The sequence below is a fragment of the Pseudoalteromonas sp. MB47 genome (assembly GCF_011319765.1).
Taxonomy (GTDB): Bacteria; Pseudomonadota; Gammaproteobacteria; order Enterobacterales; family Alteromonadaceae; genus Pseudoalteromonas; species Pseudoalteromonas simplex.
Genome location: NZ_VFBD01000007.1, coordinates 32996 through 52557 on the forward strand (window position 1 = coordinate 32996; position 19562 = coordinate 52557).

Annotated in this window: 18 protein-coding genes; 8 read left to right on the plus strand and 10 right to left on the minus strand. The window is 42.2% G+C overall.

All coding sequences use genetic code 11. The annotated features are described in order from the left end of the window. Positions 1–229 precede the first annotated feature (229 nt). From IMPJCBKJ_RS03955 to IMPJCBKJ_RS03975, 5 genes are all read left to right on the plus strand, one after another. Complete coding sequence (locus IMPJCBKJ_RS03955; RefSeq protein ID WP_166338909.1) at positions 230–2044, plus strand: assimilatory sulfite reductase (NADPH) flavoprotein subunit; 1815 nt, start codon at positions 230–232, stop codon at positions 2042–2044. Between the two features lie 47 nt (positions 2045–2091). Continuing rightward, positions 2092–3789 (plus strand): assimilatory sulfite reductase (NADPH) hemoprotein subunit, encoded by a 1698-nt coding sequence (gene cysI, locus IMPJCBKJ_RS03960; RefSeq protein WP_138599061.1) that lies wholly within the window; start codon positions 2092–2094, stop codon positions 3787–3789. Between the two features lie 38 nt (positions 3790–3827). Continuing rightward, a complete protein-coding gene (locus IMPJCBKJ_RS03965) occupies positions 3828–4568 on the plus strand; it encodes a phosphoadenylyl-sulfate reductase (protein ID WP_166338911.1) in 741 nt (246 codons plus the stop codon). Positions 4569–4668: 100 nt separating this feature from the next. After that, the gene (locus IMPJCBKJ_RS03970) at positions 4669–5397 is read left to right on the plus strand and encodes a transporter substrate-binding domain-containing protein (RefSeq protein ID WP_054552380.1); all 729 of its coding nucleotides are present in this window, start codon (positions 4669–4671) and stop codon (positions 5395–5397) included. A gap of 12 nt (positions 5398–5409) precedes the next feature. Then, entirely contained in the window at positions 5410–5952 is a 543-nt protein-coding gene (locus tag IMPJCBKJ_RS03975; RefSeq protein ID WP_166338913.1) for a DUF4124 domain-containing protein, read from the plus strand. Here IMPJCBKJ_RS03975 and IMPJCBKJ_RS03980 read toward each other — a convergent pair. The 4 genes from IMPJCBKJ_RS03980 to IMPJCBKJ_RS03995 all read right to left on the minus strand — a co-directional run bounded on the left by IMPJCBKJ_RS03980 (position 5949) and on the right by IMPJCBKJ_RS03995 (position 10416). Beyond that, complete coding sequence (locus IMPJCBKJ_RS03980) at positions 5949–6194, minus strand: hypothetical protein (RefSeq protein WP_054552382.1); 246 nt, start codon at positions 6192–6194, stop codon at positions 5949–5951. The two genes, IMPJCBKJ_RS03975 and IMPJCBKJ_RS03980, sit on opposite strands and share 4 nt — an antisense overlap. Before the next feature lie 386 nt (positions 6195–6580). After that, positions 6581–9331, minus strand: a complete 2751-nt coding sequence (acnA, locus tag IMPJCBKJ_RS03985; protein WP_166338915.1) for an aconitate hydratase AcnA — start codon at positions 9329–9331, stop codon at positions 6581–6583. A 220-nt stretch (positions 9332–9551) separates the two neighbouring features. Then, on the minus strand, positions 9552–9971 hold the full coding sequence (locus IMPJCBKJ_RS03990; protein WP_054552384.1) for a hypothetical protein: 420 nt from the start codon (positions 9969–9971) through the stop codon (positions 9552–9554). Between the two features lie 70 nt (positions 9972–10041). Beyond that, the gene (locus IMPJCBKJ_RS03995; RefSeq protein WP_138599152.1) at positions 10042–10416 is read right to left on the minus strand and encodes an RNA-binding S4 domain-containing protein; all 375 of its coding nucleotides are present in this window, start codon (positions 10414–10416) and stop codon (positions 10042–10044) included. 235 nt (positions 10417–10651) lie between these two features. Here IMPJCBKJ_RS03995 and IMPJCBKJ_RS04000 point away from each other — a divergent pair, with 235 nt between their 5' ends. After that, positions 10652–10939: a hypothetical protein gene (locus tag IMPJCBKJ_RS04000; protein ID WP_062566674.1), complete on the plus strand. Its 288-nt coding sequence runs from the start codon at positions 10652–10654 to the stop codon at positions 10937–10939. Positions 10940–10996: 57 nt separating this feature from the next. Beyond that, entirely contained in the window at positions 10997–11659 is a 663-nt protein-coding gene (locus tag IMPJCBKJ_RS04005; RefSeq protein WP_054552386.1) for a hypothetical protein, read from the plus strand. Here IMPJCBKJ_RS04005 and IMPJCBKJ_RS04010 read toward each other — a convergent pair. The 5 genes from IMPJCBKJ_RS04010 to glnA all read right to left on the minus strand — a co-directional run bounded on the left by IMPJCBKJ_RS04010 (position 11656) and on the right by glnA (position 16755). Continuing rightward, positions 11656–12114: a cyclic nucleotide-binding domain-containing protein gene (locus IMPJCBKJ_RS04010; RefSeq protein WP_138599054.1), complete on the minus strand. Its 459-nt coding sequence runs from the start codon at positions 12112–12114 to the stop codon at positions 11656–11658. The genes IMPJCBKJ_RS04005 and IMPJCBKJ_RS04010 overlap by 4 nt on opposite strands. Before the next feature lie 24 nt (positions 12115–12138). Next, positions 12139–13524 carry a nitrogen regulation protein NR(I) gene (gene ntrC, locus IMPJCBKJ_RS04015; RefSeq protein WP_054552388.1) on the minus strand — a complete coding sequence of 462 codons (1386 nt, stop codon included), beginning with the start codon at positions 13522–13524 and terminating at the stop codon, positions 12139–12141. A gap of 18 nt (positions 13525–13542) precedes the next feature. Further along, positions 13543–14613, minus strand: coding sequence for a nitrogen regulation protein NR(II) (gene glnL, locus IMPJCBKJ_RS04020; RefSeq protein ID WP_054552389.1), 1071 nt, complete (start codon positions 14611–14613; stop codon positions 13543–13545). A gap of 80 nt (positions 14614–14693) precedes the next feature. After that, positions 14694–15215, minus strand: coding sequence for a DUF4124 domain-containing protein (locus tag IMPJCBKJ_RS04025; protein ID WP_235372566.1), 522 nt, complete (start codon positions 15213–15215; stop codon positions 14694–14696). 133 nt (positions 15216–15348) lie between these two features. Continuing rightward, on the minus strand, positions 15349–16755 hold the full coding sequence (glnA, locus tag IMPJCBKJ_RS04030) for a glutamate--ammonia ligase (RefSeq protein WP_054552391.1): 1407 nt from the start codon (positions 16753–16755) through the stop codon (positions 15349–15351). A gap of 507 nt (positions 16756–17262) precedes the next feature. Here glnA and typA point away from each other — a divergent pair. Beyond that, complete coding sequence (typA, locus tag IMPJCBKJ_RS04035) at positions 17263–19086, plus strand: translational GTPase TypA (protein ID WP_054552393.1); 1824 nt, start codon at positions 17263–17265, stop codon at positions 19084–19086. A 200-nt stretch (positions 19087–19286) separates the two neighbouring features. On the opposite strand, the gene IMPJCBKJ_RS04040 is transcribed toward typA, so the two are convergent. After that, the coding region (locus tag IMPJCBKJ_RS04040) for an integrase core domain-containing protein (RefSeq protein WP_166338917.1) at positions 19287–19562 on the minus strand (276 nt) is incomplete at its 5' end.

A 19562-nucleotide genomic window follows, 5' to 3' on the forward strand; every position in this document is an offset into this window, starting at 1 on the left:
TTTTTGCTTTTAACATGTTTTTTTTGGATAAATACTAAATTAATAACTAAATGGAATATCAAAGCAGATTCTATTCTTTTTTAATCGCCTCAGACCTCGTTATTCTTCACGCTCAGATAAACCTTTAAAGCGTTTTTATTAGGTCTTTAAAGTCGAAAAAATTGTTCGCGAAATGACAGTAGCAAGTTCGTTTCGCAGTTAACTTTTCAGGGTTACGAGGAATAAATTCATGTTGTTAAGTCAACTAAATGCAGCGGCGAGCCCGCTATCGCAAGAGCAAGTACAAAAGCTGCAAGGCTTAGTGGCTGAACTTAATCCAATTCAGCAAGCGTGGGTAAGTGGTTACTTAGCTGCAAATGCCAACGCAGGTGCATTAACCGGTGGTGTTGCAGCCGCTCCAGCTGCAGGTGATGCACAGCCGCTAACTATTTTATACGGCTCTCAAACGGGTAACGCAAAAGGCGTGGCAAGTAAGTTAAAAGAGCAAGCAGAGTCGCGCGGTCTAACGGTTAAGTTAGTAAACATGGCTGACTACAAACCAACTGCCCTGAAAAAAGAAAAGTTCATCACGGTTGTTGTTTCAACTTACGGTGAGGGTGAACCACCAGAAGACGCTGAAAGTCTGCATGAATTCTTAACGACTAAAAAAGCACCAAAACTAGATGGTGTTAAAGTGGCTGTGATCGGCTTAGGTGATTCAAGCTACGAGTTCTTCTGCCAAACAGCAAAAGATTTTGAAGAGCGTTTTAACAAGCTTGGCGCAGAAACTATTTTCCAGCGTGCTGACTTAGATGTTGATTACGATGATGAAGCTGCTAAGTGGATTGACGGTGCACTTGATGCGTTTGAACCTGATCTTAAAGCGCAGCAGCAAGCAAGTGGTGGTCAAGTTGTGGCGATGCCATTTGGTGCCGCGGCACCAGCAGAAAGCCAATACACCAAGCAAAACCCATTTGCTGCAGAGCTAAGCGTTGTGCAAAAAATTACCGGTCGTGATTCAACCAAAGATGTGCGTCATGTTGAAATTTCATTAGAAGGTTCAGACATCACCTATACACCGGGTGATTCGCTAGGCGTTTACTTCTTAAATGACGAAGCGCTTGTTGATGAAGTACTTACGCTTACACAAATCGATGCATCTAGTACGGTTAAACTCGGCGACGAAGAACTAAGTATTCGTGATGCATTAATCGAAAAATTAGAATTAACTCAGTCATACCCTGGCTTTGTTGAAAAATATGCAACAGCAACGGGCAACCCTGATTTATTAAAGTTAGTTGAAGATAAAGCGGCAATGCGTGAGTACATTGAGCCTCGCCAAATCTTCGATATTATTCGTCAAAACCCAGCTCAGCTTGAAGCACAAACCTTAGTAGACTGCTTACGTAAACTACAAGCACGTTTATATTCGATTGCATCTAGCCAAGCAGAAGTTGAAGAAGAAGTTCACTTAACGGTGGGTCTGGTTGAGTTTGATGCATTCGGCAGCGAGCACTTAGGTGGTTGTTCTGGCTATTTAGCACGTCGTGCTGAGGAAGGCTGCAAAGTAAAAGTATTCAGCGAGCATAACGATAACTTCCGTTTACCGGCTAACGATGAAACGCCAATTATCATGGTAGGTCCGGGTACGGGTATTGCACCTTTCCGTGCGTTTTTACAAGAGCGTGATGCCCGTGAAGCAAGCGGTAAAAACTGGTTATTCTTTGGTAACCCACACTTTACCCAAGACTTTTTATATCAAGTAGAAATTCAAGGTTACTTGAAGTCAGGTTTACTGACTAAAGTGGATGTGGCGTTTAGCCGTGACCAAGCGGAAAAAGTATATGTTCAAGACAAACTTCGTAAAAACAGCCAAGAAGTATTTGCTTGGTTAGAAGCGGGTGCTCATTTCTATATCTGTGGTGATGCAAACCGTATGGCGAAAGATGTTCATCAGGCGCTTGTAGACATTATCAAAGAAAATAGCGGCAAAGATGATGAACAAGCTGAGCAATATTTAAAAGATTTACGTAGCGCAAATCGCTATCAGAAAGACGTGTACTAATCACGTTAAAGCTAACAGCCGTCACTGTAACAAATTTAGGAAATACCATGAGCGAACAAGACAAAAACGTAAAGCTTTCTGATAACGAGCGTTTGAAAAGAGAAAGTAACTTTTTACGTGGCACCATTGAGCAAGACTTAAAAGACGAGATCACCGGTGGTTTCACTGCTGATAACTTCCAACTGATCCGTTTCCACGGCATGTACCAGCAAGATGACCGTGATATTCGCCCTGAGCGCGCTAAACAAAAATTAGAGCCGTTACATAACGTAATGTTACGTGCTCGTATGCCTGGCGGTATCATCAAGCCAGAGCAATGGTTAGCGATTGATAAGTTTGCTGAAGAGAAAACCAGCTATGGCAGTATTCGTTTAACCACGCGTCAAACGTTCCAGTTCCATGGTGTACTTAAGCCAAATATTAAAGGCATGCATCAAATGCTCAATAGCGTGGGCATTGACTCAATTGCAACGGCGGGCGATGTAAACCGAAACGTATTATGTACAACGAACCCAGTTGAATCTGAGCTTCACCAAGAAGCGTACGAGTGGGCAGCGAAGATCTCTGAGCACCTATTACCAAAAACCAAAGCATACGCTGAAATTTGGCTAAATGGTGAAAAGAGTGAAACCACTGAAGAGCCAATTTTAGGTTCAACTTACTTACCGCGTAAGTTTAAAACCACAGTGACAATTCCACCGAACAATGAAGTGGATGTGCATGCGAACGACTTAAACTTCGTGGCAATTGCAGAAAACGGCAAGTTAGTTGGTTTTAACGTGTTAGTGGGTGGTGGTCTTGCGATGACTCACGGTGATACAGCAACGTATCCTCGTAAAGCAGATGACTTTGGTTTCATTCCACTTGAGCACACGTTAAAAATTGCTGAGCACGTGGTGTCTGTACAGCGTGATTGGGGTAACCGCTCAAATCGTAAAAATGCGAAAACTAAATACACACTAGACCGTGTAGGTTCTGATGTATTTAAAGCTGAAGTTGAAAAACGTGCCGGTGTTCAATTTCAGCAGAGCCGCCCGTATGAGTTCACTCACCGTGGTGACCGTATCGGTTGGGTTGAAGGTATTGATGGTAAGCACCACTTAACGCTGTTTATCCAAAGTGGCCGTATTTTAGATTACCCAAACCAACCACTTAAAACAGGCTGTCGTAAAATTGCTGAAATTCACCAAGGTGATTTCCGCATGACTGCAAACCAAAACTTGATCATCGCAGGTGTTCCGGCTGATCAAAAAGCGGTAATCGAAGAAATTGCTCGCAACCATGGCTTAATTGATGACAGCCATACAGAGCAGCGTAAAAACTCAATGGCGTGTGTGGCATTACCAACCTGTCCGCTAGCGATGGCTGAGGCAGAGCGTTATTTACCAAGCTTAATTGAGAAAACAGAAGCGCTATTAGCTAAGCACGGCATTAGCGATGACAACATCATTATGCGTGTCGTGGGTTGTCCGAATGGCTGTGGCCGCGCCATGTTGGCAGAAGCGGGTCTGGTTGGTAAAGGTCCGGGTAAATACAACGTGTACTTAGGCGGTAACCGCGAAGGCACGCGTATTCCAAAATTGTATTTAGAAAATGTCGGCGAAGACGTATACCTAGACGCATTCGATAAGCTAATTGGCCAATGGGCAAGTGAGCGTAATGAAGGCGAGTGTTTTGGTGATTTTGTAATTCGCAAAGGCATTGTTGCTGAAGTTAAAGTTTCAGTAACCGATTTTCACGCATAATTTTATAAGCGACACCGCTTTAAGGTTTGGAATTAACCATGAGTGAATTTAAAGACATCTTAACGATGAGCAAAGAAGACCAAACAGCCATGCTGGCTGATATTAATGGTCTTCTGACTGATAAAAGCGCAGAAGAGCGTGTTGCGTGGGCACTTGAAAACTTACCAAGCACGCACTTTTTGTCGTCTAGCTTTGGTATTCAAGCGGCTGTGATGTTGCACTTAGTGACATCAAAGCAGCCAGATATTCCTGTGGTACTGACTGACACGGGCTATTTGTTCCCTGAGACTTATCAGTTCATTGAACAAATGACGGAGCGACTTTCGCTTAATCTGAAAGTTTATAAAGCACAGCTTAGCCCAGCGTGGCAAGAAGCAAAGTTTGGTAAACTTTGGGAGCAAGGTGAAGAAGGTATTAAGCAATACAATCAACTGAATAAAGTTGAGCCAATGACTCGCGCTTTAAACGAGCTGGAAGCAGGCACCTGGTTTAGTGGTTTGCGCCGTGATCAGTCATCAAGCCGTGCTGATAAGCAAATTGTTGAAATTAGCCGTGGCACAGTGAAAGTGTACCCACTTATCGAGTGGAATAACCGCGATATTTATCAGTATCTAACTAAGCATGATTTGCCGTATCACCCGCTTTGGGAGCAAGGTTATGTGTCTATGGGTGATGTTCACACCACCCGTAAACTTGAGCCTGGCATGACAGAAGAAGAAACGCGTTTCTTCGGTTTAAACCGTGAATGTGGCTTACATATTGATGGTGACGGTATCTAATCCTAAATTCCTATCAGAATTTTCTCAAAGCGCAGCTTAGCCTGCGCTTTTTTTGTGCTATTTATATACAATCCCTGGCTCAATTTTATGAGAGAAAATTATGAGTCGTGCCGTTGTTTTTTTATTATTGCTATTAATTACGCCTTTAGTGCGAGCAGAAACTTTACGTGTTGCGTTGTATGACACGGATTACCCACCTTATCATTTTGTTGATAGCGGTCAAAAAGGCCTAGTCGCTGACCTATTAAGCCGCTTTGCCGAAAAATATAATTATGATCTTCAGTACATGCTGGTACCAGAAGTGCGTTCGCAGCATTTACTTGATGAGGGTCAGGTTGACGTTCGTTTAGAGTCTGAGCAATGGTATCGTGGAGATAATCAATATTATTGGAGTGATAGTATTGCGATTGTTGAAGATATTTTAGTTATGCCCAGAGGTTGTCATATTCCAGCGATTGATGAGCTCGGCGGCTATGTGTTGATGGCTCGCTTTGGTTACACTTACCCGCAATTTGAAGCATTGTTTGCAGCTGGCAAGTTGCATCGTGAAGATTTTTACTCTGAAATAGATATGTTGAATGCTTTAGTCGATATGCAGCAAAATCAACGTGTTGCCGTCATCTCAAAAAACACATTGCAGTGGTATGCCTCAAGAAATCATGTCTTTAAGAAATTCACGGTAAGTGATTACAGTGTGGGTAGAGCGCCGATGCAATTACAGTTTACATACAATGAAAAAGGTAAGCATATGAGCGAGCAATTTAACGAATTTATGAAAAATCTTAAATCATCCGGTGAATTTGCTAAGATTGAGAGTAACTACCAATAATCGGTAAATGGAATGATTAAGCGTTTTTGTTATCTTGCGGTTATGTTGCTACTGACCAGTGTTGCCCTGCTGTTTTACATTAAAAAGCCAGACGGTAAACCTTACCTAGAGCTGAGCATGTTCGAGCGTTACGCAGAAAAAGTAAGTGGTGATGTGAGTGATTTTGCTTCGCAAGGTGCCGATACACTGACCAGCCAAGCAAAAAAGCTCACTGAGACGTTGAGCTTTAGCAAAAACGCGGATGCACCTGTCGTCGTGTATAAATGGCAAGATGAACATGGTCAGTGGCACTATGCTGATACCCCTCACCCTAATTACGTTAGTACTACAGTAACTTTGGATCCGAACGATATAACTGTGTTACCTGCAGAGACTTTTCAAGCTGATGAAAAGCAAGCTGCAACAGTTAAAACTGACGAAGTACCTTCAGCGCTTGGGATATACGACCCTAAAAATGTACAAAAGATGATGCAAGATGCTGAGCAAGTAAAACAGCTTATGGAGCAACGTAACAAGCAACTTGAGCAGCAGCTCAAAGAGCAAGGTGGGAATTAGCTTTGTTTGTTTTGAGCTGTGAGATCGCTTTCCATTTTCATCAGTAAAATAGTGAGATAAATTTTGGTGGGTAACGAGAACAGCACACCAACAGCAATACACGCTGCGCTTATCATAATGCCATGTATACCCATGCTATCACTTAAGTAATTGCCGGCTAATAAAGAATGCCCCAAAATGATTAGACAAATACCTAAAATAATAAAGGTTTTTAAGATTCGAATGATGGTTTGTTCAGTCATACAAGCACCTCACTTTAGCCTTAATTAAAGTGTAGGTACTGTTGTCATTAAGAGGATTGTTCTAAATCAAGCAAGTGTCGGTTATTTGTCTAATTTTAACGCGCTGGTTTTTATGCGCTTTTCATTTTTTGTAAATAAGTGTGTTGCTCTAAACTGTAATTTATACCAATTCGCTTAATTAAGTGGTCTATTTTGAGGCAATAAAACCTCGTTGATAACAAGGCAAAAATTTCGTTATTTAGTTTGTTCTAAATCAGAAATTTTTAACGCAGGTAGCGACAGGTTTAATCCCTCAAAATGATTAAGTATTATTGCGGATTGGTATTACTGGTGTTCTAAACAAAAAAGGGGCTGAAAATTCAGCCCCTTAGTTAACTTAAAAGCAATTACTGCTCAGCCAGCATATTACGCAGAACATACTGTAAAATACCGCCATGTTTGTAGTAGTCCCATTCTTTCGGGGTATCTATACGTACATCAACACTAAAGCTAATTTGTTTGCCTTCGCTGTTAGTGGCAATCACACTGACTTCATTGGTTTTGTCGTATAAGCCTTCAAAATCGAACGACTCTTGGCCGGTTAAACCGAGTGACTCATAGCTCTCACCTTCTTTAAATTGTAGGGGTAAAACACCCATACCAATCAGATTTGAACGGTGAATACGCTCATAACTTTGTGCAATAACGGCTTTAACACCAAGTAAAAGTGAACCTTTAGCAGCCCAGTCGCGTGATGAGCCTGTGCCATATTCCGCGCCCGCTAAAATAATCAGTGGCGTACCATCTTGCTGATATTGCATCGCTGCATCATAAATACTGGCGAGCTCATCACTTGGTTGCATACGGGTCACACCACCTTCGGTACCCGGTGCTAATAGATTACGTAAACGCACATTAGCAAAGGTACCGCGCATCATCACTTCGTGGTTACCACGACGCGAACCATACGAGTTAAATTGCGCTTTTTGCACACCGTGCTCTTGCAAGTAAAGACCTGCTGGGGCATCTGCTTTAATCGCACCTGCTGGCGAAATGTGGTCAGTGGTAACTGAGTCACCTAATTTTGCTAAACAGCGCGCACCACTAATGCTCGGAATACCAGGAGGCTCAATCTCCATACCATCAAAGAATGGCGCTTTTTTGATGTAGGTTGACGCATCATCCCAATCATAAAGTTTGCCATCAGGAATTTGAATTTTCTGCCAACGATCATCACCTTTATACACATTGCCATAGCTTGATGCGAACATTTCTTTGGTCACGGTCTCGCGGACGAGTTCGTTTACCTCACTAACACTTGGCCAGATATTTTTTAGATAAATGTCATTACCATTAGGGTCTTGCGCAAGCGGCTCGTTATACACGTCTATATCTGTACGACCCGCAATTGCGTATGCAACCACAAGCGGTGGTGACGCTAAAAAGTTCATTTTCACATCTTGGTGAATACGGCCTTCAAAGTTACGGTTACCCGATAAAATAGAGCTTACAACTAGTTTATGCTTTTGAATAGCTTCACTGATTTCATCAGCTAAAGGCCCTGAGTTACCGATACAGGTTGTACAACCATAACCGACAAGGTTAAAGCCTAACGAATCTAAATCATCCATTAAGTCGGCTTTTTTCAAGTAATCAGTCACAACTTGTGAGCCAGGAGCAAGTGAGGTTTTAACCCATGGCTTAACCTTTAATCCTAATTGTTTGGCTTTTTTAGCCACTAGGCCAGCAGCTAAAATAACACTTGGGTTTGACGTGTTTGTACAACTTGTAATTGCAGCAATGACACAAGCACCATCATTAAGCTCAAACTCTTCGCCTTTAAAGTTAACCTTAGCTGCGCCCATAAACTGTGCTTCGTTTACTGGCTCATCAGGGTTAGTGGTTGGGCCCTCGTCTTCAATGCGCGCTTCTTGAACATCGCTTTTATCGCGATGTTGCATACGTTCTTCTTGAAAGCATTTTAAATGCTCACCAATGATGCTACCTGCTTTATCAAGGGCAATTCTATCTTGCGGGCGCTTAGGTCCAGCAAGGCTTGGCACAACATCGTCAAGTGATAACTCTAGTGTGTCGGTATAATGAGCTTCATCGCCAGGGTTACGCCATAAACCTTGGTGCTTAGCATAGTCCTCGATGAGTTTAAGTTGTTTGTCATCGCGGTTAGTTAAACGTAGGTAGTTGATGGTTTCATCATCAATTGGGAAAATACCGCAGGTTGCACCATACTCAGGCGCCATGTTTGCAATAGTTGCACGGTCTGCAAGCGGTAAATCAGCAAGACCATCACCATAAAACTCAACAAATTTACCTACTACGCCATGCTTACGCAGCATTTCTGTCACGGTTAGTACAAGGTCGGTTGCAGTTGTGCCTTCTGGCAGGCGACCATTGAGCTTAAAGCCAACCACTTGTGGAATGAGTAAGCTAATCGGTTGACCAAGCATTGCGGCTTCGGCTTCAATACCACCGACACCCCAGCCTAGTACCCCAAGACCATTGATCATGGTGGTGTGCGAATCGGTTCCGACTAGGGTATCTGGGTAGGCGAGTGATTTACCATTTTTACTATCGTTAAATACCACGCGGGCTAAATATTCTAAATTAACTTGGTGTACGATGCCGGTTGCTGGTGGCACGACTTTCAAGTTATCGAAGGCAGTTTGCCCCCAGCGTAAAAATTCGTAACGCTCTTTGTTACGCTCATATTCAAGTTTTGCATTTAAGTCGAATGAACCATCTTCACCGTAGCCGTCAACTTGTACTGAGTGGTCAATAACAAGCTCAGCAGGCGACAGCGGATTAATCTTCGCAGGGTCGCCGCCAAGTTTTTCCATGGCATCACGCATCGCGGCTAAATCGACAATGGCGGGTACGCCGGTAAAATCTTGCATTACAACGCGAGCAGGCGTAAATGCGACTTCTGCTGATGGTTTCGCTTGAGGGGCCCAGTTTAATAAGGCATCGATATCTTGCTTTTTAATATTAACGCCATCTTCATTGCGCAACAGGTTTTCAAGTAAGATTTTTAGAGAGAATGGTAGACGTTTTGCTTTGTCGCCTAAACCTTGTAAAGAGTGAATATGATATTGCTCACCATTAATCGTAAGCTGCTTTTGGGTATCAAAACTGTTATTCATTATTTGCCCCTGTGGTTTGAGCAAGCAATTTGGCTTGCTTTGTTGTTTCCTTTTCGAAATAGACACAGTGTTATTGCAAACTTAATACCAGCTGAGAAATTCATCTAGCTGATGAAAAAATATGCTACCTAATATAGTTGCTGCTGATGTGATTTATTTCAAGGGAAGGGGGCAGATAAAAAGGGTAGTCACTTTAAACTACCCTCAGAAATAAGTGTTTTTAGTTAAGCCAGTTTTGTTGTTTACCTTTATGGCTAATAAACAATAATAGTAAACCAATAACGATCACGCACAATGGCATTGCTAATGCGCTAGTACCAAACATAGCAAGGCTATCTATCACCACAAAATTATAATATTGCTGGACTAATACGGCGATAAACGAGATTAAAAATAACTCGCGCGCAAGGGCTTTTTTTACCAGTAATAAGATGCTCGCGAAGCTTGCTGCAAACACGGCTATCGCAAAGGCAGCCGTTGACCAGAGCGGTATGTCGCGGTATGCGGCTTGTTGTGCTTCGGGGAGTTGGTTAATCATTTCGGGTGTGATCAACAGTTGCATTATAAACGCAATGACACCTAAAAGATTCCAAACAAGGGCTGCCCAAGCAAGTGGCTTGAGCCAAGCTGGAGGATTCATAAATCACCTTTTATTGTTGTTATTATCTGGTTCAATTAAAGGTGATTTATGCTAACTAAGCAAGCTCTAGTTAACCAAAAGAGATAGGGCGGCGACCGGTTTTTTCGTCTACTTTTGGTTTTTTAGTACGTTTACGCTTCGATTTTTTTGGCGCTTCTTCAGTGCTTTGTGGTTGTGCTTTTTGTACAGGTTCCGGTGGGCGAGGATTCGGTGTTGCATCTTCGCTTAAAGTAAGTTGGAACAACTCACCATCGAAAGCCAACACGTCACCACTGTATAATTTTTTCCGTTTTATTGTACAAATTTCATAGTTAACCCCAACATAACCTTCACCAATTAAGGCTTTTGCTTGGCCACCAGTTTCGACTAGGTCGAGCACTTTTAACAAGTTGCATAACTCTATTGGCTCTTCTTCTAGTTCAATTTCGATGAAATCTTCGTTCATGTTGGTCTCTCTTAATTCAATCGCAGCCATTATAAAGCCTAGCACTCAATTGAACCAAGATTAAATTTTTAAGCTCTTCAGGCGGTTAAAATTTACAGCAATAAAAAATCTGACATTTTTATAAACAGTAAAAAAACTGCAGTATTTACTGGGTACACTGCGCGCGTTCGGAATTGGTGTACAAATTGCTAAATGCATGTCCGTTTCATTTTTTATTCGTTCAGGAGAAGTTGTAATGGGCGTAAGATCAGCGCTAAGAAAAGAGTTAATGGGTTTGCAAGATTCGTCATTGCTTGCTGCAGATGATGTGCGAGCTTTGTTAACGCAAACAATTAAATCTCAGCCTGAAAAGTCAGAACAAGGTTTTGCGTTAATTTCGCGTTTTAATGATAACCATAGCCAGCTGAGTTCAGGGGAAACAAATAAAGAAAAACTGCTTCAGCATCAAACTCACCGTTTATTTAAAGATATTTTATATACCCGTCAAAGTGTTAATAGTTGGCTAAAAAAACATCTTAATTAATTGATTTATTGTTTTTCTCACTTTAGACTACATTTGTAATCTAAAGTGAGAAAGAATATGAAAAGGATAATTTCGGCAGCCATATTTTTAATTTTGGCTGGTTGTCAGCAAGCTACAGTCTACGTATACACAGAAAATCTTGATCAGTCGCAGTTGCAATCATTAGAGCAAGCATTAAATAAGCAAAGCTTACCCTATGAATACACTCAGCTCCCAGTGCCAAGAGAGTTTGCGGATGCAACCTTAATGTTATCGAGTGATAAAATCCTCACTCATGAAACTGAGCAACTTGCTGAAATTATGCAAGGATTGGGTTATGAAGTTGAAATCAAATACACCACAGATGCCAACCACTTTTACAATCATGGCAATATTGGCTTTTATTTAAAAGCTAAAAATACTACCACTAATTTTACTATGCCGGCTCGTGTACTCACCACAGGATGTGTTGAAGACAAGTATAATGATCTTGTTGTTACATTCAGTGATAAGCAAGCTCACTTTACTCTTGCTGGCGGTAGTAAAGTTACTCTTGATTGGGAATACTTATACGGCCACCTAGTCATTTATTATAAAAACTATTCGCAAAGTTACAGCCATTTAACGCCAGAAGTGAGTACCCCTTTTGGTATGAAACCATCAGACACTTACCGTTACACGGCTCGCGTTAATAGCCCAAGTTGGTTAAATTGCTCATTTCAAATTGTGTATATGGACTAGCTACGTGACTCAAGGTAAGTGCTTAACTTAGTAATACGTTCACTCATACCTTCGATTATGCGATCTTTAATTTTCTCGCGGATCACATTCGGCAAGCGGGTAAGTGCTTCAGGGGTGATAGCTAACAAAATGGTATCAACTTTTGCGCGCGCACTCGTACTGTGCTCGCGGTTATTGATAAAAGCACCTTCACCGATAAATTCGCCAGGCTCAATCGTGCCAAGTTCAAGAAGATGGCTTTGTTTGAATACCATCAGTGAGCCGCTTAGCACAATATAAAGCCGCTTATCAGTATCGTATTGTTTGAAAACAGCGCGGCCCTGCTTGACCAAATATAAATGGCTAAATGACTCTAATAACACTTGTCGTTCGCTTAATGTGAACTCTCTAAAAAATGGTAATCTGTTAATAATTTCCATTTGTTTAATTAGTGGAATGTGCTCGATTAAATTCATTGACTCACATTGGGTTGCGCGAAATTAGCTAATATTGCGCTCTTTTAGCTTGCGGGTCAATGTATTACGACCCCAGCCGATCTTCACTGCGGCTTCTTGCTTGTGCCCAGCACAGTTGGCAAGAGCAGTTTTAATCAAGCGAGTCTCGAGTTGTGCTTGAATGGCAGGCCAAATATTCTCTTTACCTTGTTTAAGTTCAAGGTTAAGCCATTGTTGAAATGCATCTAGCCAGTCGCCTTCTTGCTCGATTGGTGTAACTGCGACGATTTCAGGTGGTAAATCTTGTTCACTAATAAGTTCACCCGGCGCCATAACGGTTAACCAACGGCAGGTGTTTTCTAATTGGCGCACGTTACCTGGCCAGTTAAATAGGCGTAGTTGCTCAGTGGCTTTTGGGCTTAAAATTTTGCTGTCAACTTGCAGCTCTTTGGCACTTTTATGTAAAAAGTGTTGTGCTAGTCGTTCAATATCTTCCGTACGCTCACGCAGCGCGGGTAAGCGTAAACGCACTACGTTTAAGCGGTGGAATAAGTCGTCACGAAACTTACCTTGTTTTACCAAGTCTTCGAGGTTTTGGTGCGTTGCAGCAATAATACGTACATCAACTTTAATACTTTGATGGCCGCCCACGCGGTAAAACTCACCATCGGCTAACACGCGTAATAAACGTGTTTGAACGTCGAGTGGCATATCACCAATTTCATCTAAAAATAAGGTGCCGCCATTCGCTTGTTCAAAACGGCCTTTACGAATGCTGTCGGCTCCAGTAAATGCGCCTTTTTCGTGGCCAAATAACTCTGACTCAACTAATTCTTTAGGAATGGCAGCCATATTCAGAGCTATAAATTGGTTTTCTTTGCGTGGGCTGTGGTTATGCAGGGCGCTTGCAACTAGCTCTTTACCTGTCCCTGACTCACCATTAATCAGCACGCTCATACTTGATGCTGATAATTTACCGATCGCGCGAAACACCTCTTGCATTGCAGGTGCTTCACCGATGATATGCGCATTGGTTTGTGGTGCTTGTTTGCGTTTAGTTTTCTTCGTTGAGTTAGCGCGACATGCGCTTTCTACCAGTGCCACGGCTTCGTCTAAGTCAAACGGTTTGGCGAGGTACTCAAACGCCCCTTTTTGGAAGGCATTTACCGCCGAATCTAAATCCGAGTGAGCTGTCATGATAATAACAGGTAAGCCAGGATTTTGCTCGGCAATTGTTTCGAGTAACGCCATGCCGTCCATGCCAGGCATACGCACATCAGATACCAATACCGTGGGCTGGCTAAACTTTAATGCGTTAAGCACATCTTGTGCGTTTGCATAGCTTTCAGTGTCAAATCCTGCACGTGCCAACGCTTTTTCCAATACAAAGCGAATTGAGGCATCATCATCAACTAACCAGACTGTTTTCATGACTACTCCAAAAAACCATTAATCCGTAAAAGGCAAATAGATATTAAATTCTGTATGGCCTGGCCAACTGTCACAATCAATGTGGCCGTCATGTTGGTCAACCAAGGTTTGCGCTATCGATAAACCAAGCCCTGATCCATTTTCTTTGTTGGTGATCATTGGGTAGAACAAGGTTTCACGTAAGCTCTTGTCTATACCTGGGCCGTTATCCGAAATTTGGATCAGCAAGGTTTTTTTCGGTGCCTTACCCGGGCGCCTGTGTTGATGATTGATGCGAGTTTTTATCCTTATCTCGCCACCATCAACAAGTGCCTGTTGTGCATTACGAATAATGTTCAGTACCACTTGCTGAATTTTACTCTGATCTATGTATACACTCGGTATACTTGGATCATAGTCTTTCACTAAAGTGATATTGGCATTGTTGTCTAACATGCTCAGTTTAATCACCGACTCTAACGCTTGGTGAATATTGCCATGGGATTTGTGTGGCAGTTGATTCGGACCAAGTAAACGGTCGACAAGCTCGCGTAAACGGTCTGCTTGTTCAATGATTAATTCGGCACATTGATCACGTTCTTGCTGATCAACCTCATACTGCAATAATTGCGCCGCTCCGCGAATTCCACCTAAAGGATTTTTAATTTCATGTGCTAAACCACGAATAAGGTTACGGGCAGCTTGATATTGATGCATTTGATTCGAAGCTTGGTCATGGCGAATTTCATCATCCATTTGGCGGCATTCGAACAGGATATAATTTTCATCGTTGCTACTTATTCGGCGTGTGCTAATAGTTAACTTGGCATGGCGAGAATCGACGAACACCACGTCAGCTCTATGTTGGTGGCAATCGACACCGTCAAACAACGAATACTGAGCAATACGTTTTAAATCTATCGAGTGGTAGTTAAATAGGTTGTCGAACGGTTGGTTGATGATACGTTTTGGGCCTAAACCTAAAAGCTCACTGGCGCTATCGTTTGCGTAAACCAGTTTAAAATCATGATCGAGTAAAATAACAGCAGTACTTAAATTTTTCCAAATACTGTCGAGTAATTGAGAATTAAAATGTAGATCTCTGAGCATGGTTGCACCATTTTAGTGCGTTTCAATTTAGTGCAGCTTAGCATACTCTTTTTGCTTTGCGAGACATCATGTCGAAAATTCTAATTTCCGTTATTAATTGAAGTTCTGTGCATGAAAAAAGTGCTGACTGGGCTAACTGAAACGAGTTTATTATTTGCATCAAAAAGTTTCGCTTGTAATGTGTGTTCGCCTCGAAAGACCTCTCTTAGAGCAAAGGTCGTGCTATTACTTGGTGCGCCATGAGGTGAACCATCAACGAGTAATTGAACTTTGAAACCAGTTTCAAAACGGGGGCTGATTCGTGTAGTAACATAAACAGAACCTGTATTTTCTCTCACAGTTTCTTCATTTGCGGGGGCTGCAATTGACACTTTAAAGTTAACAGGGACTGCACTTGGAGCAGTATCAAGAATACTGGTATCAGCTGCAGGCATTGTAAGGTTTTGGGTATTTAACTTGACCTCAGTAGCACCGGGGCGAGGAGTATCAGAAAATACTAATACACCATTCTCATCTTTCCAAGAATAGACTTTTTGTGCTGCTGTATAACCAAAAAAGCTTGCAAATAATAACGATAATACCAATAAGGTTGTGCTTTTCACCCTGCGACCCTGCATTTTTTTACTTAACTAAAACTGTAGAGTAGAACCCGCTCAATTACCATTAAAAAAGCCCGCAGAGCGGGCTTGAGAACACACATTTATTATCTTTTAGATAATTCTGATACAGCGTGTATTACACGCTGTAGTACATTTCGAACTCAACTGGGTGAGTTGTCATGTTAAGTTTTTCAACTTCTTGGCTCTTAAGCGCGATGTATGCATCGATTAGGTCATCAGTGAATACGCCACCTTGAGTTAAGAACTCACGGTCTGCGTCTAATGATGCAAGTGCTTCTTGTAAAGAAGATGCAACTTGTGGGATCTCAGCTGCTTCTTCAGCAGGTAGATCGTATAAGTCTTTGTCCATTGCATCGCCAGGGTGGATCTTGTTCTTGATACCGTCTAGGCCAGCCATAAGCATTGCAGAGAATGCTAAGTATGGGTTCGCAGTTGGATCAGGGAAACGTACTTCGATACGACGTGCTTTTGCAGACGGTACCACAGGGATACGGATTGAAGCAGAACGGTTACGTGCAGAGTATGCAAGCATTACAGGAGCTTCGAAGCCTGGTACTAAACGCTTGTATGAGTTCGTTGACGCGTTAGCGAATGCGTTGATTGCTTTAGCGTGCTTGATGATACCACCGATGTAGTAAAGTGCTTCTTCAGAAAGACCTGCGTATTTGTCACCAGCGAAGATGTTTACGCCATCTTTACCTAGAGATTGGTGACAGTGCATACCAGAACCGTTATCACCTACGATTGGTTTAGGCATGAATGTCGCTGTTTTTCCGTATAAGTGAGCCATGTTATGGATAACATATTTCATCTCTTGGATTTCGTCAGCTTTTAATACCATTGTATTGAAGCGAGTTGCGATCTCATTTTGACCTGCAGTTGCTACTTCGTGGTGGTGAGCTTCTACTACTTGACCTAGTTCTTCAAGAACTAAACAAGTTGCTGAACGCCAGTCATGTGATGAATCAACAGGTGAACACGGGAAGTAACCGCCTTTAACACCTGGACGGTGACCCATGTTGCCGCCTTCATAATCTTTATCTGAGTTCCAAGCTGCTTCTACAGAATCGATTTTGTACATAGAACCAGACATGTCTGATTTGTATTTAACGTCATCAAAAAGGAAGAATTCTGGCTCTGGACCGAATAATACAGTGTCAGCAATACCAGTAGAGCGCATGTACTCTTCAGCGCGTTTTGCAACAGAACGTGGATCACGCTCGTAACCTTGAAGTGTTGAAGGCTCAACGACGTCACAACGTACGATTAGTGTAGCTTCTTCAGAAAACGGGTCCATTTTAGCAGACTCAGGAACAGGCATAAGTACCATGTCTGATTCGTTGATACCTTTCCAGCCAGCAATTGAAGAGCCGTCAAACATTTTGCCGTCTTCGAAGAAATCTTCATCAATTTGATGATGAGGAATAGAAACATGCTGTTCTTTACCTTTGGTATCAGTAAAGCGTAAATCAATGAACTTAACGTCATTTTCTTTGATAAAATCTAAAACCGATTGTGACATGTGTCCTCCAATTGTTGGGTTTTATTTTTGCTGCATTATTGCTTTTCGCTTATATAAGCTGGTTTCGTGCCATGTTTTTAACACCTTGTTTAGGCTTGTAAAAAGTGAACAGGGCTTCGTTTTGTTAACTTTTGTTGCACTAAGTTGGTGCGTAAAAAGATCATTCTGGTGCGTAAAAAGTGCGACCTTGTTTTGCACAATTATTGAGCGTGCCAATTTTTCGGTCATGAACACGATTTAGTGCCAAAATATGGTTCAAAAACTAAAATTTCGCCAGTTTTGAGCTCAGATTCACTTTAATTTTCATAAATTTGTCATTTATAAAACAGATACTTATAAAAAGCCTGAAGAAAGTTTATAAATTTATATTGGATAAACTTTCATCCATGCCATTATTAAGGGATAATATGCGCCCTTTTAAATCCTATGCTGGGACATCTGGTGAAAACGCAGGTGACTGCGTAGATCTTGCAGGATCAATGAGATTCAATTTCTCTGAGAAAAAATATGAGCATCGAAAAGTTAAGAAATATAGCGATTATCGCCCACGTTGACCACGGTAAAACAACTTTGGTTGATAAACTGCTTGAGCAATCAGGCACATTAGAAACGCGCGGCGGTAACGAAGAGCGCGTAATGGACTCAAACGACATTGAGAAAGAACGTGGTATTACCATTTTAGCTAAGAACACAGCTATCTCTTGGAACGACTACCATATCAATATCGTAGACACCCCAGGACACGCCGACTTCGGTGGTGAAGTAGAACGCGTACTTTCGATGGCTGACTCAGTATTACTACTTGTTGATGCTCAAGAAGGTCCAATGCCGCAAACGCGTTTCGTAACGCAAAAAGCATTCGCACAAGGTTTAACGCCGATTGTTGTTATCAACAAAATCGACAAACCTGGTGCACGTCCTGACTGGGTTATGGACCAAGTTTTCGATTTATTCGATAACCTAGGTGCAACTGACGAACAGTTAGACTTTAAAGTAATCTATGCATCAGCTATCAACGGCTGGGCAACAATGGATTTAGACGAGCCATCAGATAACATGGAACCAATGTTCCAGATGATCGTTGACGAAGTATCTCCACCGGATGCAGATCCTGAAGGTGCTTTCCAAATGCAAATTTCTCAGCTTGACTACAACTCATACATCGGTGTTATCGGTGTAGGTCGTATCAAGCGTGGTACTGTTCGTCCTAACCAACAGGTGACTGTTGTAAGCGCAGACGGTACTAAGCGTAACGGTAAAGTTGGCCAAGTAATGAGTTACTTAGGCCTTGAGCGTCATGAAGCAGAATCTGCAGGCGCAGGTGACATCATTGCAATCACTGGTCTTGGTGAGCTGAAAATCTCAGACACTATCTGTGATGTAAATACCGTTGAAGCATTACCACCACTAAGCGTTGATGAGCCTACAGTAACAATGACGTTCTCTGTAAACACATCACCATTTGCTGGTAAAGAAGGTAAATTCGTAACGTCACGTAACATTCTTGAGCGTTTACAAGCTGAGCTTGTTCACAACGTTGCATTACGTGTTGAAGAAACTGACAACCCAGATAGCTTCCGTGTTTCTGGTCGTGGTGAGTTACACTTAGGTATCTTAATCGAGAACATGCGTCGTGAAGGTTACGAGCTTGCGGTATCTCGTCCACAAGTAATCCTTCGTGAAGTTGATGGCCAAAAAGAAGAGCCATACGAAACACTTACAATCGACTGTCAAGAAGAGCACCAAGGTTCTATCATGGAACAAATTGGTCTTCGTAAGGGTGAACTAACAGACATGTCTCCAGATGGTAAAGGCCGTGTACGTATGGACTTTATGATCCCAAGCCGTGGCTTAATTGGTTTCCAAACTGAATTCATGACATTAACGTCTGGTTCTGGTCTTCTTTACCACACATTCGATCACTACGGTCCACATAAAGGCGGTACTATCGGTGCTCGTAAGAATGGTGTAATGATTGCAAACGCAACTGGTAAAGCACTTACTAACGCATTATTCAACTTACAAGACCGTGGTAAGTTATTCATCGGTCACGGTGTTGAAGTTTACGAAGGTATGGTTATCGGTATCCACAGCCGTGACAACGACCTAACTGTAAACGCGCTTAAAGGTAAGCAACTTACAAACGTTCGTGCATCGGGTACAGATGAAGCACAAACGCTTGTTCCACCACTAAACTACACGCTTGAACAAGCGATTGAGTTCATCGATGATGACGAGTTAGTGGAAGTAACACCTGAGAACATCCGTATTCGTAAGCGTCACTTAACTGAAAGTGAGCGTAAGCGTGCGAGCCGTGCAGCTAAAGACTAAAAACGTCTTTTAGTTTTGCAAAATAGAAGCCGCCGTATTGAAAAATACGGCGGTTTTTTGTTGTAATGATTAGCCGTCAGCCGTCAGCCGTCAGCCGTCAGCCGTCAGCCGTCAGCCGTCAGCCGTCAGCCGTCAGCCGTCAGCCGTCAGCCGTCAGCCGTCAGCCGTCTGATCTGACCCCGATAAAGTAGACACAGGGTTTAATTAACTTGTTCGTACTGCATGGGACTTTTATACCCTAGGGTGCCATGCCTTCTTACTGAGTTGTAGTATTTTTCAATATAAAAATACGTTTGTGTTGTCATTTCACTACGACTCAGTTCATTTAAATTCTTTATCCACTCCTTTTTATACTGCGCGAAAAAGCTTTCTGAGCACGCGTTATCCCAGCAGTTGCCTTTTCTAGACATACTCACTGTGACACCTCTATTCGTTAACCACTTCACTGTTTCCTTTGCGACATACTGAGCTCCTTG